16 protein-coding genes and 4 tRNA genes are annotated in these 22752 nt (G+C 63.1%); 10 read left to right on the forward strand and 10 right to left on the reverse strand.

The features are described 5' to 3' along the window. Positions 1–115: 115 nt before the first annotated feature. From S6FBBBH3_RS09450 to S6FBBBH3_RS09475, 6 genes are all read right to left on the reverse strand, one after another. Entirely contained in the window at positions 116–1624 is a 1509-nt protein-coding gene (locus S6FBBBH3_RS09450) for a DNA recombination protein RmuC (RefSeq protein ID WP_120177506.1), read from the reverse strand. Positions 1625–1735: 111 nt separating this feature from the next. Further along, positions 1736–3946 carry a cation:proton antiporter gene (locus S6FBBBH3_RS09455; protein ID WP_120177507.1) on the reverse strand — a complete coding sequence of 737 codons (2211 nt, stop codon included), beginning with the start codon at positions 3944–3946 and terminating at the stop codon, positions 1736–1738. Between the two features lie 279 nt (positions 3947–4225). After that, the gene (locus S6FBBBH3_RS09460) at positions 4226–5383 is read right to left on the reverse strand and encodes a BMP family ABC transporter substrate-binding protein (protein ID WP_120177508.1); all 1158 of its coding nucleotides are present in this window, start codon (positions 5381–5383) and stop codon (positions 4226–4228) included. Between the two features lie 114 nt (positions 5384–5497). Further along, the gene (locus tag S6FBBBH3_RS09465; RefSeq protein WP_120177509.1) at positions 5498–6418 is read right to left on the reverse strand and encodes an ABC transporter permease; all 921 of its coding nucleotides are present in this window, start codon (positions 6416–6418) and stop codon (positions 5498–5500) included. Position 6419: 1 nt separating this feature from the next. Then, positions 6420–7505: an ABC transporter permease gene (locus S6FBBBH3_RS09470; protein WP_120177510.1), complete on the reverse strand. Its 1086-nt coding sequence runs from the start codon at positions 7503–7505 to the stop codon at positions 6420–6422. Next, positions 7502–9034 (reverse strand): ABC transporter ATP-binding protein, encoded by a 1533-nt coding sequence (locus tag S6FBBBH3_RS09475; RefSeq protein ID WP_120177511.1) that lies wholly within the window; start codon positions 9032–9034, stop codon positions 7502–7504. Before S6FBBBH3_RS09475 ends, S6FBBBH3_RS09470 begins: the two co-directional genes overlap by 4 nt. A gap of 339 nt (positions 9035–9373) precedes the next feature. On the opposite strand from S6FBBBH3_RS09475, the gene S6FBBBH3_RS09480 reads away from it, so the two are divergent. Continuing rightward, positions 9374–9450, forward strand: a tRNA-Arg gene (locus tag S6FBBBH3_RS09480). Positions 9451–9556: 106 nt separating this feature from the next. Then, positions 9557–9648 (forward strand) — tRNA-Ser (locus tag S6FBBBH3_RS09485). Between the two features lie 285 nt (positions 9649–9933). On the opposite strand, the gene S6FBBBH3_RS09490 is transcribed toward S6FBBBH3_RS09485, so the two are convergent. Next, positions 9934–10533: an NUDIX domain-containing protein gene (locus tag S6FBBBH3_RS09490; protein WP_120177512.1), complete on the reverse strand. Its 600-nt coding sequence runs from the start codon at positions 10531–10533 to the stop codon at positions 9934–9936. A gap of 155 nt (positions 10534–10688) precedes the next feature. Between S6FBBBH3_RS09490 and S6FBBBH3_RS09495 the strand changes: the two genes are divergently transcribed. Continuing rightward, on the forward strand, positions 10689–12152 hold the full coding sequence (locus S6FBBBH3_RS09495) for an NAD(P)H-hydrate dehydratase (protein WP_120177891.1): 1464 nt from the start codon (positions 10689–10691) through the stop codon (positions 12150–12152). A gap of 526 nt (positions 12153–12678) precedes the next feature. Here the strand turns inward: S6FBBBH3_RS09495 and S6FBBBH3_RS09500 are convergent. Continuing rightward, complete coding sequence (locus S6FBBBH3_RS09500) at positions 12679–13695, reverse strand: LysR family transcriptional regulator (RefSeq protein WP_120177513.1); 1017 nt, start codon at positions 13693–13695, stop codon at positions 12679–12681. A 143-nt stretch (positions 13696–13838) separates the two neighbouring features. Here S6FBBBH3_RS09500 and ugpQ point away from each other — a divergent pair, with 143 nt between their 5' ends. After that, a complete protein-coding gene (gene ugpQ, locus S6FBBBH3_RS09505) occupies positions 13839–14615 on the forward strand; it encodes a glycerophosphodiester phosphodiesterase (protein ID WP_170143909.1) in 777 nt (258 codons plus the stop codon). Between the two features lie 148 nt (positions 14616–14763). Here the strand turns inward: ugpQ and S6FBBBH3_RS09510 are convergent, their stop codons facing one another. Further along, on the reverse strand, positions 14764–15579 hold the full coding sequence (locus S6FBBBH3_RS09510; RefSeq protein WP_120177892.1) for a helix-turn-helix domain-containing protein: 816 nt from the start codon (positions 15577–15579) through the stop codon (positions 14764–14766). 340 nt (positions 15580–15919) lie between these two features. Between S6FBBBH3_RS09510 and hemN the strand changes: the two genes are divergently transcribed. The 6 genes from hemN to S6FBBBH3_RS09540 all read left to right on the forward strand — a co-directional run bounded on the left by hemN (position 15920) and on the right by S6FBBBH3_RS09540 (position 21875). Continuing rightward, on the forward strand, positions 15920–17320 hold the full coding sequence (gene hemN, locus S6FBBBH3_RS09515) for an oxygen-independent coproporphyrinogen III oxidase (protein ID WP_120177515.1): 1401 nt from the start codon (positions 15920–15922) through the stop codon (positions 17318–17320). Positions 17321–17578: 258 nt separating this feature from the next. Next, the gene (gene alaS, locus S6FBBBH3_RS09520) at positions 17579–20203 is read left to right on the forward strand and encodes an alanine--tRNA ligase (RefSeq protein ID WP_120177516.1); all 2625 of its coding nucleotides are present in this window, start codon (positions 17579–17581) and stop codon (positions 20201–20203) included. 14 nt (positions 20204–20217) lie between these two features. Continuing rightward, positions 20218–20502 (forward strand): sulfurtransferase TusA family protein, encoded by a 285-nt coding sequence (locus S6FBBBH3_RS09525; protein WP_120177517.1) that lies wholly within the window; start codon positions 20218–20220, stop codon positions 20500–20502. A 131-nt stretch (positions 20503–20633) separates the two neighbouring features. After that, a complete protein-coding gene (locus S6FBBBH3_RS09530; RefSeq protein ID WP_120177518.1) occupies positions 20634–21524 on the forward strand; it encodes a DMT family transporter in 891 nt (296 codons plus the stop codon). Positions 21525–21693: 169 nt separating this feature from the next. Then, positions 21694–21770, forward strand: a tRNA-Arg gene (locus S6FBBBH3_RS09535). Between the two features lie 28 nt (positions 21771–21798). Then, a tRNA-Arg gene (locus S6FBBBH3_RS09540) sits at positions 21799–21875 on the forward strand. A 351-nt stretch (positions 21876–22226) separates the two neighbouring features. Here S6FBBBH3_RS09540 and S6FBBBH3_RS09545 read toward each other — a convergent pair. Further along, complete coding sequence (locus S6FBBBH3_RS09545; RefSeq protein WP_120177519.1) at positions 22227–22727, reverse strand: dihydrofolate reductase; 501 nt, start codon at positions 22725–22727, stop codon at positions 22227–22229. Positions 22728–22752: the final 25 nt, after the last annotated feature.

The raw sequence follows: 22752 nt of genomic DNA on the forward strand, positions 1-22752 counted from the left end.
GGGCGTTTTGCGGGTGTGGCCTTCAAACCGAAAGGCAAAACCGCCCGGACGGAAACCGTTGGGGCGAACGTTCGGACCGTTTGGAACGTTTGGAACGCTTCGCCCCATCAGCGCATCATAAACGGTCTTTCCCGAAGGAAGCCGAAGAAAACGCGCCGACGAAGGGAGCATTCGGAGCGCTCGGATCGTTCGGACTGCTCGATGCCGGGGATTCGGTCGAAGCCGACGGATCAGACGAAACGGAGGACGAAGCGCCCGAAGCGGAAGGCGAGGTCGAAGCGGCGCCTTGGAAGGATTGCCCGAGCGGAACGTTGAGACCGTTGAGACCCTCGATCGCCTCGAGAGCGTCGCGCGGCTTCGCGGGTTGGTCGACCGCCGCGAGTTCGTCGATTGCCGACATGCACTTTTCCATCTGACGGCTGCGCGTGCCCATCTGGGAGAGCGAATTCTGCGCTTCGTGGAACTTCTTCTCCACGAGCGCGAACTGCGTCGTGAAGAGTTCGAACTCGGTCTTCACGTTCGCAAGGAGCGTCCAGACTTCTCCGCTGCGCTTTTCCATGACGAGCGTCATGAAGCCCATGAGGAGACTGTTGAGAAGCGCCGCGGCGACGGTCGGGCCCGTGGGCGTCACGCGGCACTCGCGTTGCAGTCGCTCGACGAGGCCGGGCGTACGCAGCACCTCCGCATAGAGCCCCTCGCTCGGAAGGAACATCACCGCAAAATCCGTCGTGTACGGGGGTTCGACGTACTTTTCCCGAATCGATTCGGCCTGCTTCAAAATCGCCCGCTCCAATTCTTTGCGTGCCGCGGCCGCGCCGTTCGCGTCCCCCGCATCCGTTGCGGCCTGAAGGCGCTCCCAGGGTTCGACCGGGAACTTCGAGTCGATCGGAAGCCACACGGGCCCCTGACCGTCGCGACCGGGAAGCTTCACCGCGAAGTCGACCGCCACGTTTTTCCCCGGAATGATCCGCACCTGCTTGGCGTACTGTGCGGGCGTGAGGATTTCGGAGACGATCGCTTCGAACTGCGTTTCGCCGAAAAGGCCGCGGGTCTTCACGTTCGTCAAAACGTTTTGCAGGCGGCGGACGTTTTCCGCCATGGCGCGCATTTCTCCGAGGCCCTGCTGCACGAGGGCGAGCTTCGCGTCCACCGTGCGAAAGCTCGTCTGGAGTCGCTCCGTGAGCGTCGCGTCGAGCTTTTCCTGAACGGTCTCGCGGATCTGTTCGAGCTTGCGTTCGTTTTCACCCCGAACGCGCTCCAGGCGCGTTTCCATCATGCTCTGGAGCTCGCGAAACTCGCGGTTGAGGGTCTCGCGCATCCCCGCGAGCGCCGCGTCCGAGGTGCGGGTCCACTCGAGAACCGAGCCGTTGGCGTGCTTTTGCGATTCGACGACGAAATTCATGAGGTTCTGCGTCGAGTGCGCCATGCCGTTCGTCTGAAGGGCGATCTGCTGCAGAATCTCGCGCCGCGAAGCTTCGATCGCCGAGAAGACGGCGTCCGCGTCGCCCTCCTCTTCGGCGCCGCGACGCGCGCTCGAGAGTTGAAGCGAGAGAACGAAACCGAGCAGAACGAGTACACCCGCAAGAAGCGCGGCGATGACGTAAAGAAGGAGCGACGAGGACATGGCCGAAAAGCGAAGAACGAAAACGAGCGGAAAAACATCGGCCGAAATCCCGCGTGGAGAACTCCGGCCGATGCAGTCTAGCGAAATTGTTTTCGACTCGAACGGGTGGACTCAAGCCTTCGGACGATCGTCGCGGTCGTCCGACGTTTCGGATGCGCCGGACGAGGACGCTGCGGCGCCCGACGCTTCATCCGAATGTTCGTCCGCGGCGTGCTTGGGTGCTTTCCTCGCCCGATAGCGGTCGGCGAGCTTTTTCGTCGTGCGTTCGAGCCCTTCGAGAAAGAGGAGCGCTCCTTCTCGAATCTCCCGCTCTTTGTGTTCGGAGATCTTCGGGCGATCGTCGGCCCCGGACGACGCGGTCGGAGATGCAGAATCGGCCTCGGGCACTTCGGGCTCGCCCGCACGACCCCGCACGGCCTGGCGCACGGCGGAGGCAAAGCGCTCGAACCGGCGGAAGCGCCGCGCGTTGAGCCGCTCGGACGAGGCGCCGTCCGCAGCGCCTTCGGTCGTTGCGGCGCCGTCGGCGGATTCGGAGGAGGTGTCGTCCTCATCATCGTCTTCGTCGTCGTCCGCATTCCGGGCGCTTTCGTCCTTGCGGGCCGCATCGGGTTCGGCTTTCTTCGCGTCGCTTTGTGCGAGACTGGCGATCGCCGCCATCGTGAACGCGGCCGAACGGGCGACTTCGTCGCAGACGACCGTCACGCTTTCGTCTTTTTCAAAGAGCACGGCCTCTTCGGCCGTCGGCACGCGCACGACGACGCGGATGCGGTTGTTGAGTTCGCGCGCGAGGTCGATCACTTTGCGCGCGAGAATCGAGTCGCCGAGGGGCAGGACGAGTACGGCGGCCGTTGCAACGTGCGCCTGCACGAGCACCATCGGGTCGGTGGCGTCGCCCGCGATCACGCGGGTTTTCGTCGTTTCGACGACGTCGTCGAGCTGATCCTGAGCGCTGCAGACGAGAATCGTGCGGCGTCGTGCCGCGGAAAGCGCCGTCAGACACCCGGGCACCATTTCGTTGTAGCCCGCCACGATCACCTGGCCCGTGAGCCACTCGCGCGGCGTGTCGGCGGGGAGTTCCGCCATCGGCGCGCGGCGCATGGCGGCGCGCTTCGCCCAGCCGTAGCGGGTGACGAGGCGGTTGCGCACCTTCGGGATGATCGAGAACATCGCCGGGTTGAGCGCGATCGTCAGAATCGAGGCCGCCACGATGAGGCTCAGCATGTGGGTGTCCGCGAGCTCAAGCGAGACCCCTTGGGCGGCCAGGATGTAGGAGAATTCGCCGATCTGCGCGACGCAAGCGGCGAGCACCAGCGCCACGTCGAGCGGCCACTTGAGGAGCACGACGAGCGCGAACGAAACACTCGTCGTCACCCCCATGATGATGAGAACGACCGAGAGCACTTCGTGGGGCTGCTCGATGAAGATGTGCCAGTCGAGCATCATCCCGACCGAGACGAAAAAGAGGACCGCAAACGCGTCCTGGAGCGGCAGCGAATTCTTCGCCGCGCGGTGCGCGTAGCGGCTCTCCTGCATGACCATGCCCGCAAAGAACGCACCCAGAGCGTAACTCACGTTGAAGATCGCACCCGCCCCGTAGGCAATCCCGATCGCGCAGGCGAGTACGCCCAGCGTGAAGAGTTCGCGCGAGCCCGTCATGGCGACGCGTCGGAGAATTTCGGGGAAGATCTTGCGGCCCGCGACGAGCATGAGAACGACAAAGAGCACCACGCCCGCAAGCGTTCGCACGAGGTCGACCGCAACCTGCGTGCCCGTGACGCCGGGTTCGCCGTGGATCACCTGCGCGAAGGGCGGCAGACACACCATGATGAAGACCGTCACGAGGTCCTGAACGACGAGCCAGCCGATCGCCACCTGACCGCTCATGTTGAAAGTGAGACGACGGATTTCGAGCGCTTTCGTGACGACCACGGTCGAAGCGCACGAGAGGCAGAGCCCGAAGACGACGGCGCTCCCGACGTTCCAGTCCCAGACCGTCACGGCGAAAAGCGTCCCGAGGGCGCTTGCGAGCACCATCTGCGAAACGGCGCCCACGATCGCCACGCCGCGCACCTTGTTGAGGTCCGCCACCGAAAAGTGAAGCCCCACGCCGAACATGAGGAGCATGACGCCCACTTCGGCCAACTGCTCGGTCATGCCGACGTCGACGGCGGGCAGCCCCGGGATGAGCCCCACGGCCACCCCGGCAATGATGTATCCCACGAGGGCCGGGGTTTTCAAATATTTTTCGGCCAGATACCCGAAGACGAGGGCGAGACCGAAAGCGGTCACCAAACTGGTGATGAGGGAGAAGCTGTCCGACATGGTGCGGAGATCCGTTCGTGGGTGTGACGGTCGGATTCTAACAAAGCGCCTTTCCGATACCCGTGCCCGATCCTCCGTTTTTCCTTGTTTCTCCGAGCTTTCCCGAATCCGCATCGGGCTTGCGGGCACGATTTCACGGGCCGAAAAAATCCCCGGCGGCCGCACGTGCCGTCGGGGGTTGTCGCGTCGAACCGTCGGAACCTGCTTGAGAGCGCGGGGACGTCGCTTCTTGAGACGCCCCGTGCGTTCTTCGTGTTCCGATGCGGTCTTCGAAAGGACTTACTGCGGGAGCTTCCCGGCCACGCCCTTCACGAGCCAGTTCATCGAGAGGAGATCCTTGTCGGTCGGGGTCTGGCCGGCCGCCACGACTTCCTTCCCTTCGTTCGTGACGACGGGGCCCGTGAACGGATGGAATTCGCGCTTTTCCATGGCGTTGTAGATTTCGCGCATCTTCGCCACGGCTTCCTTCGGAGCCTTGTCGGAGACTTCGACCACGTCGATCATGTGTTCGGGAGCGCCGCCCCAGAGGTTTTCGGGCTTCCACGTACCGGCGAGCTGCGCGTCGATGCGCTTCGAGTAGTACTCGTCCCAGAGGTGCACGACGCCGGCGAGGAGCATCGTCGGGGCGGCCTTCTTCATGGCGGAGTTGTAGGAGATGACCGGAACCTTCGCTTCTTCGCAGGCGGCGGCGACGGCGGTCGAATTGGTGTGGTGCGTGATGACGTCGCACTTCTGGCCGATGAGCGACTTCGTGGCGTCGCTTTCCTTGCCCGGGTCGTACCAGGAGGAGGTCCAGACGACGCGAACTTCGATGTTCGGGTTCACGCTCTGAGCGCCGCGCGTGAAGGCGTTGATGCCCTGGAGCACTTCGGGGATCGGGAAGGCGGCGACGTAGCCGAGGATGTTCGTCTTCGTCGTGGCGCCCGCGAGAATGCCGGCCATGTAGCGGGCTTCGTAGAAGCGGGCCGTGTAGTTGAGGACGTTCGCGGCGGACTGGTAGCCCGTGCAGTGTTCGAAGTGAACGTCCGGGAATTCCTTCGCCACCTTCATGACGGAATTCATGTAGCCGAACGAGGTCGCGAAGATGAGCTTGTTGCCCTGCTTCGCGAGGTCGCGCAGAACGCGTTCGGCGTCGGCGTTTTCGGGGATGTTCTCAAGGCACGTGATCTGGATCTTCGAGCCGTACTTGGCTTCGAGGGCCTTGCGGGCGAGGTCGTGCTGCGAGGACCAGCCTTCTTCGTTGGCGGGGCTCACGTAGATGAAAGCCACCTTGAGGGGGGCGTCCGCGGCGGGCGCGGCCGAAGCGTTCTTCGTCGCGTCGGCGGCGTCCTTCTTCGGTTCGGCCGCCGGCGCCTTGGCTTCTTCCTTACCGCAGGCCGAAAGCATCATCGAGAAGGCGCCCGCGAGCGCGAGCTTGAGAGCAGTACGCTTTTGCATCGTAATGTTTTCCTAAAGAGAAGGGATACAAAGGAAAGAGAAAACGGTGTTGTGCTCGATTGTAGATCGAAGGGCGGCCGCGCAAGCGCGAACCGCCCTTCGTTATGGGTCGTATCAGCCGTGCGGTGCGAACGGCTTCCCGAGGGAAGCGGGCACGTTGAGGCGAATCCACATCGGATTGCGCGAGATGAGCACCAGTACGAGAATCGTTGCGAGATAGGGGGTCATCGACATGAACTGGGGCGGCACCGAAACGCCCATCCCCTGAAGCGCGAACTGCAGCATCGTGACGCCCCCGAAGAGGTAGGCGCCCACGACGACGCGCGCCGGGCGCCACGTCGCGAACGTAACGAGCGCAAGCGCGATCCAGCCGCGGCCCGCCACCATCCCTTCAACCCAGAGGGGCGTATAAACGAGCGAGAGGTACGCGCCCGCAAGCCCCGACATGACGGCGCCGAAAAGGACCGCACCGAATCGGATGAGACGCACGGGATAGCCGAGCGCATAAGCCGACGAGGGCGCCTCGCCCACGGCGCGAAGAACGAGACCCGCGCGGCTCTTGAAGAGGAAGTACCAGACGCCCGCCATCAAAAGGAGCGCGACGTAGACCATCGGGTGAAGCGAGAAGAAGGCTTCGCCCACGAAGGGAATCGACTCCAGACCGGGGATCCCGAGCTCGGCGCGCGAGGGAAGCGCCGCCCCCTGCATGGGCTGCCCGACGAAGGCCGAAAGGCCCGCACCGAAAAGCGCAAGCGCCAGACCCGCCGCGTACTGGTTCGCGTGCATCCCGATCGTGAAGAACGCGAACAGCAACCCGCAAAGGAGCCCCGCGCCCATGCCGGCCAGGAACCCGAGCGCGAAACTCCCCGTCGCGAGCGTCGTGCCGAAGCCCGCCACGGCGCCCAAGAGCATGATCCCTTCGATGCCGAGGTTGAGCACCCCGGACTTCTCGTGAATCAGAATGCCGACGGCGGCGATGAGCAACGGCGTCCCGGCATTGAGGGTCGAGGAAATGATCGAAGCGGCAAGAGACATCTTATTTGCCCTCCTTCGAGAAACCCACCCAACGGAGGCGGTAGAAGATCATGGTGTCGCAGGCAAGAATGAAGAAAAGAAGGAGCCCCTGGTAGACCCCGGTGATCGACGAGGGAAGCCCGAGTCGGCTCTGGGCGAGTTCTCCCCCGAGGTAAAAGAGCGCCATCACGAAAGCGGCGGGAATGCAGCCGAGAGGCGAAAGACGACCGACGAAGGCGACGATGATCGCGGCGAAGCCGTAGCCCGGAGAGATCGTGGGCGTGAGCTGCCCCAAGGGGCCTGCCGCTTCGATGCCGCCCGCAAGGCCCGCGAGAGCGCCCGAAATGAGCATCGAGGCCCAGATGAGCTGCCCCGGGTGGTAGCCCGCGTAACGCGCGGCAAAGGGAGCCATGCCCGACACCTTGAACTGGAAGCCGAGCGCCATCTTGTCCATCAGGAGCCAGATGCCGAGCGCGGCGATGAAGGCGAGAAGGGCGCCCGCGTGAAGGCGCGTGCCTTCGACGAGCATCGGAAGGAGCGCCCCCGAATCGAACAGGCGCGTCTGCGGGAAGCCGAACCCCATCGGGTCGCGCATCGGGCCCTGAACGGCCCAGGCAAGAAGGAGCTGCGCCACGTAGACGAGCATCAGTGAAACGAGAATTTCGTTCGCGTGGAAGCGGTGACGCAAAAGCGCCGTAAGCGCCCCCCAGAGCGCGCCACCCGCCGCGGAAGCGAGCATGACGAGGATGACGAACAGAGGACCGCTCGACGCATCCGCCTGCAGGGCGACCCAGCCCCCGGCGATGGCGCCCGCAATGAGCTGCCCTTCGGCACCGATATTCCAGATGTTCGCCTTGAAGCAGACCACAAGACCGACGGCGCACAGAAGGAGCGGCGTCATCTTGACGCCCACTTCCGTCCAGCCGCGCATCGAGTCGAGCGGCGCAATGAAGAACGTGTAAAGCGCGCGCATCGGATCCTGACCGAGCGCCGCAAAGAGCACGAACCCCGTAACGAGGGTGAGGAAGACGGCCGCGACGGGCGAAACCCAGCGGAGCACCTTCCGGGGTTCCTGGCACGGAACCATCTTGATGGGAAGCTGAATCATCGCGCGACCTCCGCGTCCTTATCCTGGGTATTCTTGAAGGAGGATCCCGGCCAGAGGCCCGACATCCAGCGACCGACCTCTTCGACGGAGATGTCGGCCTTGGGAACCGCAGGCGAAAGGTGCCCGCGGTACATCACCGCAACGCGGTCGGCGATTTCGAAAATTTCGTCGATTTCTTCCGAAACGACGACGATGGCGGCACCCTCTTCGCGAAGACGCATGAGCGCATTGCGAATGACGGCCGCAGCCCCCACGTCGACGCCCCAGGTCGGCTGATTGACGAGCAGAACGCGCGGGCGGTTGAGGATTTCGCGCCCCATGATGAATTTCTGCAGGTTCCCGCCCGAGAGGCTCCCGGCGGCGCGCTTTTCGTTGGGCGTCTTCACGTGGAAGCGCTCGATGACGAGCTGCGCGAAGCGGCGGGCCTTCTCTTCGAGGATGAAGCCGCCGCGCACAAGGTCGTCGCCCGTGAGGTAGGTGTTCGCCTGAAGCGAAAGTTCCGGCACGGCCGCGTGACCCAAGCGCTGTTCGGGAGCGTAACGCAACCCCGCCTTGCGGCGCGCCTTCGTGTCGAGGTCCCCGACGGGCTTGCCGAAAAGAAGCACGTCTTCGGGGCGCGTCGGATATTCGCCCGAAGCGACCGCCATGAGGCGCGCCTGGCCGTTGCCGGAAATGCCGGCAATGCCGACGATTTCACCGGCGTGCACCGAAAGGGTGGCGTTTTCCGTGCCGCACACGCGCTCGTTTCCGGGCGTGGTCACCCCCTTCAGTTCGAAGATCACGTCGCCTGGCGTGCCGTTCGCTTCGCGGATCACCGGCGGCTCCGCGCCGATCATGAGGCGGGCGAGCGACTGCTCGGTTTCCTTCTTCGGATCGACGCTCGTGACGATTTTCCCCGCGCGCAGAACGACGCAACGGTCGGCGAGTTCGCGGATTTCGTCGAGCTTGTGGGAGATGAAGAGAATCGAAACCCCTTCGGACGCAAGCTGATGAAGCGTGACGAAGAGCTTCTTGACGGCCTGAGGGGTCAGCACCGACGTGGGTTCGTCAAGAATGAGAAGCTTCGGGTTCGTCATCAGGGCGCGGATGATTTCCACGCGCTGACGCTCGCCCATCGAAAGTTCCATCACGATCCCGGCCGGATCCACTTCGAGCCCGTAGCGTTCGCCGAGGCGCTTCACTTCCTCGGAAATCTCCGCGATCGACATGGGACGGGTGAGGCCGAGCGCCACGTTTTCCGCCACGGTGAGCGTATCGAAGAGCGCAAAGTGCTGATGCACCATCGCGATGCCGAGCGAGCGCGCTTCGGCCGGGCTCGCCACGTCGAGCTTTTTGCCGTCGAAATACACTTCGCCTTCGTCGGGGCGCGTCGCACCGTAGATGATCTTCATCAGGGTCGACTTGCCGGCACCGTTCTCACCGAGTACGGCGAGCACTTCCCCGGGGTCGATGTCCATCGACACCCCGTCGTTGGCCACGATGCCCGGATAACGCTTCGTGATGTTTCTCAGACTTAAACGTGAATGCATGCGCGATAAGCACCTCCGTCTTTTCGTAACGGAGGGTCCTGGAGGGAGTAAGCATGAACGGACTGCAAATCGCAACAACGACAAAGGGGGCTCGGCCAATCCCGACTCTCCGAACGGATGAGACGGCGACTGAAGCCGAACCCGGCAGTAGACGTTGTAACGGTGCCTGGCCCATGAAAAATTGCAGGCATTTTAGCCGAGAAGACATCGCACCGCTGAGAATTTTCACTCCCCGCGAGCGCTTTTTCGCGGTTTCGTGTCCAATCCCATGTTTATGGTATTTTGAAACCGCACCCTTGATCTTTTGCTTTTCAGAGGATATAGTTCGTTTTCTCTGAAGCGGCTGTAGCTCAGTTGGATAGAGTACCTGGCTACGAACCAGGGGGTCGTGGGTTCGAATCCTGCCAGCCGCGCCAAGTTTTTTCAATCTTCCTCTTCATCGAAGACGGAACGCCTCGGGTTCCACGGAGGGTTGAACGTTACGGCGAGCCTCGACCGCTCCCGTTTCGTACGAGATGCTGCGGAGAAGTGGCAGAGAGGTCGAATGCACACCCCTGCTAAGGGTGCAGGTCCGAATAAGGGCCTCGGGGGTTCGAATCCCCCCTTCTCCGCCATAAACATGAAACCCCGTGCTTTGAAAGTGCGGGGTTTTTTGTTGTCTCCAGGATTTACAAGACTTTCTTCTCCCTGCACCCTCGCGATCTTTCGGTCGTGAACAGGCGTTTTTCGACCGAATTTCAGCAGCCCTGTGGGAAAAATTGTGGGAAAAAATGCTCCGGATTTTCCCACAGGGCGAGCACCCGCTCCGCATCAAAGCCCCGAGCGCTCCCGGCCCCGAAAGCAAAACGCCCCGCGACGAATCGCGGGGCGCGGGATGCCTCTACGGAGTTGCGGCTTCGTTATCGGAGGCCGCGCAGCTTGCTCTCCGTCCAAAAGAGCGCCACGATCGTCTTCACGTCGGTGATGCGACCGTCGCGCGCCATGGCGAGCGCTTCCTCAAGGGGCACGCGCACGACTTCGAGCCATTCGCCGTCGTCGAGCTCCTGCGCCCCTTCGGTGAGACCTTCCGCAAGAAAGACCGCAATGTGTTCGTTGCTGTAGCCGATCGCGTTGTGAAGCGTCCCGAGCGAACTCCAACGCTCGGCGGCGACGCCGCACTCTTCCTTCAGTTCGCGCTGCGCGCAGACGAGTTCGGACTCGTTCGGGTCGAGTTTCCCCGCGGGAATTTCCCAGAAGCTGCGCTTCATCGGGTGGCGCCACTGGCGCTCGAGGAGGATCGAGCCGTCTTCGTAAAGCGCCACGATCGCGGCCGCTCCGGGGTGCGTGAGAAAGAGGCGCCGGCCGGGCGCCCCATCGGGAAGGCGAATCTCTTCGCGCACGAGGTGCATGAAGCGACCGTCAAAAAGCGTCTCTTCGCCCACGGTCGTTTCGGCGAGCGGATCGTCGACGCGTTCGGCGCGGGGCGCGGGATTCAAAAGCGGAAATCGGCTGGCGGTCATCGGTGTTCCTCGTTCGGTCGGGTGAAACGTTCGAGCGAGTATAGCGCCCGAAGGGCCGAGCCAAAACGCGACAAAAGCTCGGCCCCCCGCGGCCCGTTAGAATACGGGCTTCGAAAGTCCATTTGACGCGGCCTCTCGACCGCATCTTGAAACTCATGAGCAAAACGATTCTCAACGCGGACGAACTGCGTTCGCTCGAAGAAAGAAGCGCCAACCAACTCGGCGCCGATCAACTGATGCGTCGTGCGGGCGCGGCCGCGGCCGATCTTGTCGAAGCCCGTTCTCCGGGGCGTCGCGTGACCCTTCTTGCGGGTCCGGGCAACAACGGGGGCGACGCCGTTGCGTGCGCTCTCGAACTGAAGCGTCGCGGGTTCGACGTGCAGCTCGTTCTCCCGACGGGCGAACCCCGCTCGGAACTCGCGCGCACGATGCTCGCCGAGTGGCGCGCCGCGGGCGGCACGACGGAACGCGACCCCTACATGACGGAAAAGGCCGACTGCGTGGTCGACGGCCTCTTCGGCACGGGCCTCGAAAAGCCCGTTTCGGGCGAAGCGCTCGACGCCGTGCTCTGGTTCAACGAACGTCAGGCCTTCAAAGTCGCACTCGACCTCCCCTCCGGGCTCAACGCCGCCACGGGCAACTGGGTGGGCACGATTCCGGGGTGCCGCGCCGACGTGACGATCGCGTTTCTCTCCGTCAAGGCGGGCCTCTACATGAACGAAGGCGCGGACGCCGCGGGCGAAGTCGTTTTGGCCGAACTCGACGTGTCGATGCCGCTCTCGAACCTCTCGGTCGCGGAGACGGACGAATTCGAGCACGTGCTCGCTCCGCGCAACAAGAATTCCCACAAGGGCACCTACGGGCACCTCGCCGTCGTGGGCGGCGACCGCGGGCACGTGGGCGCCGCGCTCCTTGCCGCCCGAGCGGGTCTCGTGACGGGTGCGGGCACGGTGACCGCCGAACTTCTCGCCGACAATGCGCCCGCGCTCGATCCGGCGATGCCCGAACTCATGCTCTCCGAGTCCCCCGTCGACTTCTCGGCCTTCACCGCCGCCGTGATCGGCCCGGGTCTCAGCACGTCGGACGAAGCCAAGGCGCGCCTTTGGGCGGCGCTTGACGCGGAAAAGCCCCTTGTCATCGACGCGGACGCGCTCAACCTCATCAGCGCCGACCTGAAGTTGCAGGACCGGCTCCTTGCCCGCCGCGCGACCACGGTTCTCACCCCGCACGAAATGGAAGCCGCCCGGATGCTGCGACGCGACCTCAAGGGTGTCACCGTCGACCGCGTCGCCGCCGCGCGAGAGCTCGCCGTGCAGTCCGGAGCGATCGTCGTTCTGAAGGGCCCGGGCACGGTCGTCTCGCTTCGGAGCTCCCGCACCTGGATCAATCCGACGGGCTCGCCCATGCTCTCGACCGCCGGGAGCGGCGACGTGCTCGCGGGCATGATCGGGGCGCTCCTCGCTCAGAAGTTCGACGCCGTCGAATCGGTGCTTGCCGCCGTCTATCTGCACGGGCTTTCGGCCGAAGGGCGTTTTGCGGGGTTCCTCGCGGGCGACATCGCCCCCGCGGCCGCCCGCATCCTTGAGAAGATGCGCGGCGAACGCGTGCGTCGCTTCTGACCTCTTCTGACGTTCCGACGCCGGCTCCGCCCGCGAATCGGAACACCTTGACGAAAAGCGCCCTTGCGGGCGCTTTTCTGCTTTTCAGGGTTTGGGTTCAAGTGCGAGCCTGCGTTGCAAGAGCCCGAAGCACTTTTCGACCCCGTCCGTTTCGGCGGACGACGCTTGAAATCGGTCGGATCGGTCTGTCGAATGTAACAAAATTTGTCTTTTGTGGGCGATTTATCCTAGGCATTATCCCTTAGGCACTTTAGGAATAAGGGATTTGTCGGATTTGCCCTGAAATTTCCATCCTACAGCCTGTTACAGGTTTCATATCTCGGAAAACCCTAAGAGGGGGACCCTCGGCTATAGTGAACCCACGGCGCGATGTTGGGTGAATGCAGCGCGTCGTGTTTCTCCTGATAAGGTTGAAAGAAAAATTGAGGGTTGGCCTCGCGAGCGCTGGGAAACGTTCGCGAGGTTTTTTTTCGTCCGAAATCGGGCGACCTCCCGTCCGAAAGGAGAAGCCTGCAAGGTCGGACGGTCAGACGACCCCGGCCTCGACGTCGCTTTTCGCCTCGGGCGCCGCTTCTTTTTGCACCTCGGGCCACGCATCGAGTCGGGCGACCTCCGAGCAGAAGGTGCGGCGCACTTCGCTTGCAAACCAGTTGAGGACCGGATCCGAAACCCGCGGGCGGCAGCGTACGAACACGGGTTCGATCACGCTTCCTTCGACCCGCCCGAGAATCGCCGCGCGTCCTTCGAGCATCAGGCGTCTCGCCCACGAAAAGGGGAGCGTTGCGCGCAACACGTTGGCGCCGAGCATCGCAAGCGCCGTCGAAAGGTTCGCGCACGCGAGAGCGGGCCCTTCCTCACCCGATCCTTCGCCTCCGGGCGCCTCCCTCTTTTCCTCGTCCTTTACGTCCGTCACGCCCGCAACGCACACGCGCCGGCACCCCCGAAGGTCGGATTCCTCAAGCACGCGCACGCGCGCCTCTTCCGCGAGCGGATGCGCGCACCCCGTCACGTGCACGAGCGCGTCGCGCCCGATCACGTCGACCGATGCCTCGTCCGCTCCCTTCGCCGGCAAAGCGCCGAGCGCATCGCGCGTGCCGAACGCCAGGTCGATCCGGTTAGAGAGGAGCGCCGCTTCCAGGTCGTCTCCGAAGGCCGAAAGTTCGAGCGAAAGATTCGGGGCTTTCGCAAGGACGTGTGCGAGCGCCGTGTCGAGGTACGTGAAGTCGAGTTCGCTCCGCGCACCGATGCGGATCGTTTTGGCGATGCTCCCGGGCTCGGGAACCGCGCAGACGAAAAGCTTCCCGTAGCTCGCAAGCATCCCCGCGATCGGAACGTAGAGTTCCATCGCGCGGGTCGTGGGGGTCATGCCGTGGGCGCCCCGCAGGAAAAGGTCCTCGCCGAAGACCTGACGCAGTTTGGCAAGCAAGCGGCTCGCAGCCGGAATACTCACGTTCAATTCCTTGGCGGCGAGCGACAGGCTGCCGCAATCGCACAGGGCTTTGAAAAGCCGCATCATGTCGATGTCGAGGTTCGGGGACGTCATGGCGTGATTCGATAAACGCGTGGAAAAATTCTGCCCCAAGGATACGGGATCGGCTCGACGACCGACAAACCTCTCGCCGCAACCGACGGCCTGCGGTAGGATGAGCACGTTCCCGTTTCTCACTTTTCCGGAGAATTCAGATCATGGCCCCCTGGCCTTTTCTTCGCATCGCCGCGCACCGCGGCTCGGGCACGATGGCTCCCGAGAACACGCTCGAAGGTTTCCGTACGGGCCTTCGTTACGGTTTCAAAGCCATGGAAACGGACGCCATGCTCGCCAAGGACGGCGTTCCCGTTCTGATGCATGACGAAAAGTTCGGCCGCACGATTCTCGACGACGATCGCTCCGTCCCCGAACTGACGAGCCTCGAAGTGCGCACGCTCGACGCGGGCCGCTGGTTTGCGCCGCAGTACGCGGGCGTGCCGCCCGCGGGGTTCGAGCAGGCCGTCCGGTGGTGCCGCGCGAACGACGTCTGGCTCAATATCGAAATCAAGCCCGCTGCGGGTGCGGAACTCGAAACGGGACGCGTCGTCGGTCGGCTGACGGCGGAACTCTACGCGGACCTCGTGCGCGAGGGCGGCGACCGACAGGAACGAATCAACCCGAAGGCGCCGCTTTTCAGCTCCTTCAAGCCCGACGCTCTGCGCGGAGCGCTTGAAACCGCGCCCGACATCCCGCGAGGCTTCCTCGTCGACAAGATCCCCGACAACTGGCGCGAACTCCTTGCGGAACTGCGCTGCGTGGCGCTTCACTGCAACCACAAGCGCATCACGCCCGAGTTCGTGCGCGAAGTGAAGGACCTCGGCTACTGGGTCTTCTGCTACACCGTGAACGACCCGAAGCGCGTCGAAGAGCTCTTCCGCTGGGGTGTGGACGGCCTCTGCACGGACCGGCTCGACCTCGTGCGCCCCTACGCCTGAGCAGCGCTGCGGGAAACGCCGCGGATACCGCCTCAAGAAACGCAAAACCCGAGGACGATCGTTGGATCGGCACCTCGGGTTCTCGAAAAAACGGAGCCTCGACCGCGCGTCGGGGCTCCGTTTTTTTCAAGGGGTCGCCCTTCGGGCCTCAGTCGACCGAGCGCTCGGCCGGGCCCGAATAGGAAGCGCCTCCCACGAAGCTTTCGTCGACGGGGACCTGAACGAGCGGCACGACCTCTTCGTACGCTTCGCCCGTCGCGCCCGAAATGATGCTTCGGAGACCCGACGAGTCGAAAATGCGCACGTGCTTCTGGTTCACTTCGATGAGGCCGTCGTGCGCGAAGCGCGAAAGCACGCGACTCACTGTTTCCAACTTCAGCCCGAGGAAGGAACCGATTTCGGCGCGCGTCATGCGAAGCACGAATTCGGAGCGCGAGTAGCCGCGCTGCTCGAAGCGCTGCGAAAGCGAAAGGAGGAAGTACGCGAGACGCTCTTCGGCGTGCATCGAGCCGAGAAGCAGCATGTGGTTGTTCTGACGGACGACTTCGCGCGCGAGCGTCTTCATGAGGTGCGAGCCGACCGCGTGCACCGCGACCGCACACTCTTCGATGCGGGCGTAGGGAATCACGCAGACTTCGGTGTCTTCGAGCGCGATCAGATCCATCGTGTGCACGGCGTTCGGGATGCCGTCGATCCCGAGCATGTCGCCCGCCATGTAAAAGGCCGAAACCTGTTCGCGGCCGTCGCTGCCCATCACGACCCCTTTCACGAAGCCGAGACGCACGACGTAAAGCGCGCGGAACCGGTCGCCCGCGCGGTAGAGGGGGGCGCCGCGCTTGACGCGGCGGCGCTCGGAGACGAGATCCTCGAGCCGTTCGACCTCTTTGAGCGTCAGGCCGATCGGCAGGCAGGAATCGCGCATGTTGCAGTTGGAACAGGTGACGCGAAGCGTGGACAAGCTGATCACGAACTATTCTCCTCTTCGTCCCGGACGGGACGGGATCGACTTCGCGGGCACCGGGCGCCCGTCGGTCTTCGGGGGTGCTCGTCGGGGGATCACCCCCCGGGCACGTTCGCCCTCAAAGCTTTCGCGGAGTACGGCGGCCTGCTAATGTTGAAATAATATGCGGCGCATACAATGCCGACCGTCGGGATGCGGGTTTCGGACACCTGTCCCGGACCCCTATACCAGCGAGCGGCAGTCACATACCCCTGTGCCTTGATACGAATCAAGGAAGCGGCACGCTTGGGTCGAATAATATCAGCATCCTTAACTTAAGTCATAGCCTCAAAGGAATAAAACAATGACGACTCCGGAAACGAGCGGCGTTGAACTGCCGGAAATGGACCTGTTGCGCAAATTCGACGTACCGGCCCCCCGCTACACGTCCTACCCCACGGCCGACCGGTTCAATGCGTCCTTTGGCGTTGAAGACTACGAGCGCGCGCTTGCGGGCCGCGCCGATGAAAAGCACCCCGCCGACCTTTCCCTCTACGTTCACGTTCCCTTCTGCAACGACGTCTGCTACTACTGCGGCTGCAACAAGATCGTGACGCGCGACCACGGTCGCAGCGCCGAATACATCGAAACGATCGGCCGCGAAGCCGACCTCGTGAAAGAACACATCACGGGCCCGCAGGAGCTCGCGCAGCTCCATTTCGGCGGCGGCACGCCGACGTTCCTCACGAACGACGAGCTCGCGCACATGATGGAAACGCTCACGAAGCGCTTCCCCTTGGCCGCGCGCGGCGAATTCTCGATCGAAGTCGACCCGCGCACCTGCCCGCCCGAAAAGGTGAAAAAGCTCCGCGAACTCGGCCTCAACCGCATGTCCTGCGGCGTTCAGGACTTCAACCCCGACGTGCAGAAGGCGATCAACCGCATCCAGCCCTTCGAAGAAACGAAGGCCACGATCGACGCGGCCCGCGAGTGCGGGTTCGAGTCCGTCAACATGGACTTGATCTACGGGCTCCCCAAGCAGACGCGCGCCACGTTCTCCGAAACGATCGACAAGGTGCTTGAGCTCTCGCCCGACCGCATCGCGCTCTACCACTACGCGCACCTGCCGAACCACTTCAAGGCGCAGCGCCGCATTCTGCCCGCGGACCTTCCCGACACGGTCGAAAAGGTCCACATCATGTTCGACGCGATCACGCGTCTCACGCAGAACGGCTACCGCTACATCGGCATGGACCACTTCGCGAAGGAAGACGACGAACTCTCGCGCGCCCAGATCGAAGGGACCCTGCAGCGCAACTTCCAGGGCTACTCCACGATGGCCGAATGCGACATGGTCGCGCTCGGCGTCTCGAGCATCTCGAAGATCGGCCGCGCCTACGCCTGCAACCCGCGCGAACTCGACGACTACTACGCCGCGATCCGCGAAGGGCGTCTCGCCACGAACCGCGGCTACTGGCTCAACGACGACGACGATCTTCGCCGCTACGTGATCATGCAGATCATGTGCAACTTCGAACTGAAGAAGAAGGACGTCGAAGAGCGCTTCGGCATCAAGTTCGACGAAACCTTCGCCTACGAATGGTCGAAGATGAAGCCCTACGTAAAGCACGGCCTCGTCGAGCTTTACGAAGACCGCCTCGTCGTTTCCGCCAAGGGCAAGATCTTCGTGCGCGCCGTGGCGATGCAGTTCGACCGCTACCTGCGCGAATCCGATCGCGCGGGCGGCTACTCGCGCATCGCCTGATCGCGTCCCGAACGCTTGACGCCGGGGCTTTCGCCAAGCCCCGGCCCGACACCCGAGACCCGCCTTCCGAAAGGAGCGGGTCTTTGCGTTCGGAGAAGAAGCGGGCTCGAAGCGGCGCGTTCCGCAACGGCCCGCCGCGACCGCTTTGCTAAAATGTGTCGCTTCGAACAAGCTTTCCACGGGCGTACCGATCCCCGGACGGGCACGTAACCCTTCGGCCTTCGGGACCCTCGAATTCCAAACATATTTAGATCTCTTATGAAAGTCGCTGACATTCGACGGACCTTTCTGAAGTTTTACGAAAGCAAGGGTCATACGATCGTTCATTCGAGTCCGGTCGTCCCCGGAAACGACCCCACGCTCCTTTTCACGAACGCGGGCATGAACCAGTTCAAGGACGTGTTCCTCGGCTTCGACAAGCGTCCCTACACGCGCGCGACCACCTCGCAGAAGTGCATCCGCGCCGGCGGCAAGCACAACGACCTCGACAACGTCGGTTACACCGCGCGCCACCACACGTTCTTCGAGATGCTCGGGAACTTCTCCTTCGGCGACTACTTCAAGCACGACGCCATCCATTTCGCCTGGGAGCTTCTCACCAAGCACTTCATGCTCCCGGCCGAAAAGCTCTGGGTGACGGTCTACGCCGAAGACGACGAAGCCTATGACATCTGGAACAAGGAAGTCGGCGTCCCGGCCGAGCGCATCGTGCGCATCGGCGACAACAAGGGCGCCCGCTACATGTCCGACAACTTCTGGATGATGGGCGACACGGGTCCGTGCGGTCCCTGCTCGGAAATCTTCTACGACCACGGCGACAGCGTCCAGGGCGGCCCTCCGGGCTCCCCCGACGAAGACGGCGACCGCTACATCGAGATCTGGAATCTCGTCTTCATGCAGTTCTACCGCGACGAAAAGGGCGTGATGCACAAGCTGCCGAAGCCCTCGATCGACACGGGCATGGGGCTTGAACGCATCGCGGCCGTGCTGCAGGGCGTGCACAACAACTACGACATCGACCTCTTCAAGAATCTCCTCGCCGCCGCCAAGGCTGCCGTCGAGAGCGTGAGCGTCGGTGAAGTGGACGCGACGTCGCCCTCCCTCAAGGTGATCGCCGACCACATCCGCGCCTGCGCCTTCTCGGTTGCCGACGGCATTGTCCCCGGCAACGAAGGCCGCGCCTACGTGCTGCGTCGCATCTGCCGCCGCGCCATCCGCCACGGCTACAAGCTCGGTGCGCGCGCGCCCTTCTTCTACAAGCTCGTCGACGCGGTCGTCGCCGAGATGGGCGAAGCCTACCCCGAACTCAAGAACCCGAAGATCGCCGCCGTGCTCGAAGACGAAGAACGCCGCTTCTTCGCGACGATCACGAAGGGTATGGAACTCCTCGAAGACGCGATCGCCAAGTGCACGAACGGGTGCCTCGACGGCGAAATCCTCTTCAAGCTCCACGACACGTACGGCTTCCCCGCCGACCTTACGGGCGACGTGTGCCGCGAACGCGGTCTCACGATCGACACCGAAGGGTTCGACCGCGCCATGGAACGCCAGCGCGCCGCGGCGCGTGCGAGCGCCAAATTCAAGATGGCGGCAGGCCTCGAATACTCGGGCGCCGACACGGTCTTCACGGGGTACGACACGCTCGTTGAAACCGGTGCGAAGGTGATCGGTCTCTACCGCGACGGCGAAGCCGTCGAACACGTCGACGCGGGCGAAGACTGCGTCGTCGTCTTCGACCGCACGCCCTTCTACGCCGAATCGGGCGGTCAGACGGGCGACAAGGGCGAAGCGAAGAACGCCACGTCGCTCCTCGAAGTGCTCGACACCTTCAAGGTGAAGGCGGCCGTCACGGGCGAACACTGCCACGTGCACGAAGGCGGCGTCTCGCTCGGCGACACGTTCGATCTGCGCGTCAACGAAGAGCTGCGCGAAGCCACGATGCGCAACCACTCCGTGACGCACATCATGCACAAGGCCCTGCGCACGGTCCTCGGCGACGGCGTCGCCCAGAAGGGTTCGCTCGTTTCGCCCAAGTCGACGCGCTTCGACTTCTCGTATCCGAAGCCCCTCACGGCCGACGAAATCCGTCAGGTCGAAACGATCGTCAACGCCGAAATCCTTCGCAACACCGAAGTCGAAACGCGCGTTCTGCCGATCGACGAAGCCAAGGAAACGGGCGCCGTCATGCTCTTCGGCGAAAAATACGGTGAAACCGTGCGCGTGCTCAATATCGGCACGTCCGTCGAATTCTGCGGCGGCACGCACGTCAAGCGCACCGGCGACATCGGCTTCTTCAAGGTCGTGAGCGAAGCTGGGATCGCCGCGGGCGTTCGCCGCATCGAAGCCGTCACCGGCACCGAGGCGCTCCGTTTCGTTCAGGAACAGGCCGAACTGCTGAGCGAAAGCGCTCACCGCTTCAAGGCTCCGGTCTCCGAACTCCCCGGCAAGATCGACGACCTGATGCAGACGCAGAAGGCCCTCGAAAAGGCCCTCGAACAGCTGAAGAGCCGCATGGCCGCCAAGCTCGGCGACACGCTCGTCGAGCAGGCCGTCGACGTCAAGGGCGTCAAGGTGCTCGTCGCCCGCATGGACGGCGCGGACGCCAAGGCCCTTCGTGAAACGATGGACAAGGTGAAGGACAAGCTCGGTACGGCCGCGGCCGTGCTCGCGAGCGTCGTCGACGGCCGCGTGCAGCTTGCCGCGGGCGTCACGAAGAACCTCACCGACCGCGTCAAGGCGGGCGAACTCGTCAACTTCGTCGCCCTCCAGGTGGGCGGCAAGGGCGGCGGCAAGCCCGACATGGCCATGGCCGGCGGGTCGGATGCCTCGAAGCTCGACGAAGCGCTCGCTGGCGTTGCGTCCTGGGTCGAAGCCAAGCTCTGAGAAGGACGGGGGACATGACCGTCGAAACGTTTGTCCCGGGTTGCACCCCCTCGGAAGCCTCGAGCGAAACGCTCGATCTTCCGGGACTCGCCTGCCCGATGCCCGTTTTGAAAACCAAAAAGCGCCTCGCCGCCCTGGCGGCGGGCGCACGGTTGCGGGTGATCTCCACCGATCCGCACAGTCTTCGCGATCTGGCGGAATTCTGCCGTCAGACCGGTCACGTGTTGCTCGAACAACACGAAGAGACAACGGCGGACGGCGTTCGTTACGTAACGGACATTCGCAAGCGATACGAATAACGCCCCCCTGACTGCGAGGCCCGGTTTCGACCGGGCTTCGTCGTCTCGGAGGCTTTTTCCTTGTTGATTTTCTCCGATTCCTTTCCCGGAACGTCTTTGCGCGCACCTCCTTCCCGGAGACGCTTTTCGCCATGATCAGCGACCAAACCCGAGGCATCGTCCTCGCGTCCTCCGCCGGCCTGTGCTGGGGTTGCATGAGCGTTGCCGCTCAGTACCTCTTCACGGATCTCGGCTTCACGCCCGAGGACCTCGTCGCACTGCGGCTCCTTGCTTCGGGCGCCCTCCTCATTGCGATCGACTTCCTTCTCAATCCCCGCAACGTCGTCGCTCCCGTCTTGCGGCGCGAGAACCTGCCCGCGGTCCTTCTTTACGGCGCGGGCGTTCTGAGCGGGCAGTACACGTTCTTCCTCTCGATCGCGCACACGAATGCGGGGACCGCCGCGATTCTGGTCGGAACGCAGCCGCTCATGATCCTTCTCTGGCTCGCCGTTCACGACGGGCGACGCATCACGCCCCGAGAAGCTTTTTGTCTGCTTCTTGCGCTTTTCGGCGTCGGCTGCCTCGTGACGAAGGGCGATCTCTCTTCGCTCGACTTTTCGGTTGCGGGCGTCCTCTTCGGGCTTCTGTCCGCCGCCTCGGGCGCCTTTTCGACGATTCAACCGCGAAACGTTTTGAGGCGTATCGGCGCGGGCCTCACGGCGGGCTGGGGACTCTTTGCGGGCGGCTGCATCATGGCCGTCTTCAATCCGCCCTGGGCCGCACGCGTCGCATGGACCTGGGAGGCCGCGGCCGCGTGCTGCGTCGTCATCCTGATCGGCACGGTCGTCGCCTTCTGGTGCTACCTCGCGAGCACCAAATACGTTTCGCCCGCCGTCACGGGACTCCTCGTTTCGTTCGAGCCCCTCTCGGCCGTCGTCCTTTCAGCGCTTCTTCTCGGCGTTACGTTCGGTGCCTGGGAGCTTGCGGGTGCGGGCGCCATCCTCGCGAACCTCGTGCTGCTTTCGCTGCGCCGCTCGCGATAACGCACCGCTTCAAACGGAAATACGCGGCCGGGAGACACACTCCTTTTTCGCGCGATTCTCCCCTTTTTCGCCCCGTCGACGCTCGAATTCATTTTTTTTTGATTTTTTTTCGTCGACCCCTTGCTTTTTTCAAAAAACTGCTGTACTATTCATCTCCTGCAATTGATGAGCGGCTGTAGCTCAGTTGGATAGAGTACCTGGCTACGAACCAGGGGGTCGTGGGTTCGAATCCTGCCAGCCGCGCCAATCAATTTGCAATCCATGTCGTAGGCGCGCGGCTGTAGCTCAGTTGGATAGAGTACCTGGCTACGAACCAGGGGGTCGTGGGTTCGAATCCTGCCAGCCGCGCCAATTTTCCCGAACGGGAAAATTAAGAAGAGTGTTTCGCGAGAAACGCTCTTTTTTTGCGCCTGTTTTTCGAGACAAATCAATCGGTTGCCGTCGCTCAAATCGGTTTCTACGGAGAATTCCCTAGTTTGCCTATTTTTTAAGCAACCTCGTAAGTCTTTGAAACTCCTTCATAAAATACCGTTTTGAACGCTTGTTCCCCAAGTTATGCACAGGTTCTGTGGAGAACTGGGGACAACTTTTCCACGCTCGGTGGAAAAGCCGGAGAGGCTCGGGCGACGCATCCTCCGAACACGCCGTAGACAAAAAGCCCCGACGTTTGTTTGCATCGGGGCTCGGGGTTCGGGAGGAGAGTCAGTCTGCTGTGGACATCTTCCGACGGTCGTAACGGCGGAATTCCACCGCGTACGGACGGTCCGCCGCGGGCTCCAGGCGATCGATCACCTCGTAGGACCATTCGGCTTCGGGCAGCTCCGGAAAGACGGTATCACCCTCGAAGTCCCGATCGAGGACCGTCACCCAGCAGCGCTCCGCTGCGGGAAGCGCCTGACGGTAGATTTCTCCGCCCCCGATCACGAAGATGCGGGGCTCGTTCGCAAGCAGCTCGAAGGCCGCCTCGAGGCTCGTCACCGTTTCGGTCCCTTCGGCCCGGAAATCGGGATTGCGGGTCACCGCCACGTTGCGGCGACCGGGCAGGGGGCGCCCGATCGAGAGACGGGTCTTGCGTCCCATCACGATGGGCGAGCCCATCGTCGTACGCTTGAAAAACGCGAAGTCTTCGGGAATGCGCCAGAGCATGCGGTTTTCCGCACCGATGACGCCGTTGCGCGCACGCGCCACGATGAGTTCGATCATAAAAAAGGGGCGCCCTTGCGCTCGT

Source organism: Sutterella megalosphaeroides, assembly GCF_003609995.1.
In the GTDB taxonomy this organism is placed as follows: Bacteria; Pseudomonadota; Gammaproteobacteria; order Burkholderiales; family Burkholderiaceae_F; genus Sutterella; species Sutterella megalosphaeroides.

Coding starts and splice junctions, on each gene's coding strand:
- S6FBBBH3_RS09500 (WP_120177513.1), bottom strand. CDS start 13,695: ATGACGTCCCCGAACCTCGACATCGACATGATGCGGCTTTTCAAAGCC.
- S6FBBBH3_RS09465 (WP_120177509.1), bottom strand. CDS start 6,418: ATGTCTCTTGCCGCTTCGATCATTTCCTCGACCCTCAATGCCGGGACG.
- ugpQ (WP_170143909.1), top strand. CDS start 13,839: ATGGCCCCCTGGCCTTTTCTTCGCATCGCCGCGCACCGCGGCTCGGGC.
- S6FBBBH3_RS09545 (WP_120177519.1), bottom strand. CDS start 22,727: ATGATCGAACTCATCGTGGCGCGTGCGCGCAACGGCGTCATCGGTGCG.
- hemN (WP_120177515.1), top strand. CDS start 15,920: ATGACGACTCCGGAAACGAGCGGCGTTGAACTGCCGGAAATGGACCTG.
- S6FBBBH3_RS09475 (WP_120177511.1), bottom strand. CDS start 9,034: ATGCATTCACGTTTAAGTCTGAGAAACATCACGAAGCGTTATCCGGGC.
- S6FBBBH3_RS09530 (WP_120177518.1), top strand. CDS start 20,634: ATGATCAGCGACCAAACCCGAGGCATCGTCCTCGCGTCCTCCGCCGGC.
- alaS (WP_120177516.1), top strand. CDS start 17,579: ATGAAAGTCGCTGACATTCGACGGACCTTTCTGAAGTTTTACGAAAGC.
- S6FBBBH3_RS09495 (WP_120177891.1), top strand. CDS start 10,689: ATGAGCAAAACGATTCTCAACGCGGACGAACTGCGTTCGCTCGAAGAA.
- S6FBBBH3_RS09450 (WP_120177506.1), bottom strand. CDS start 1,624: ATGTCCTCGTCGCTCCTTCTTTACGTCATCGCCGCGCTTCTTGCGGGT.
- S6FBBBH3_RS09525 (WP_120177517.1), top strand. CDS start 20,218: ATGACCGTCGAAACGTTTGTCCCGGGTTGCACCCCCTCGGAAGCCTCG.
- S6FBBBH3_RS09470 (WP_120177510.1), bottom strand. CDS start 7,505: ATGATTCAGCTTCCCATCAAGATGGTTCCGTGCCAGGAACCCCGGAAG.
- S6FBBBH3_RS09460 (WP_120177508.1), bottom strand. CDS start 5,383: ATGCAAAAGCGTACTGCTCTCAAGCTCGCGCTCGCGGGCGCCTTCTCG.
- S6FBBBH3_RS09490 (WP_120177512.1), bottom strand. CDS start 10,533: ATGACCGCCAGCCGATTTCCGCTTTTGAATCCCGCGCCCCGCGCCGAA.
- S6FBBBH3_RS09455 (WP_120177507.1), bottom strand. CDS start 3,946: ATGTCGGACAGCTTCTCCCTCATCACCAGTTTGGTGACCGCTTTCGGT.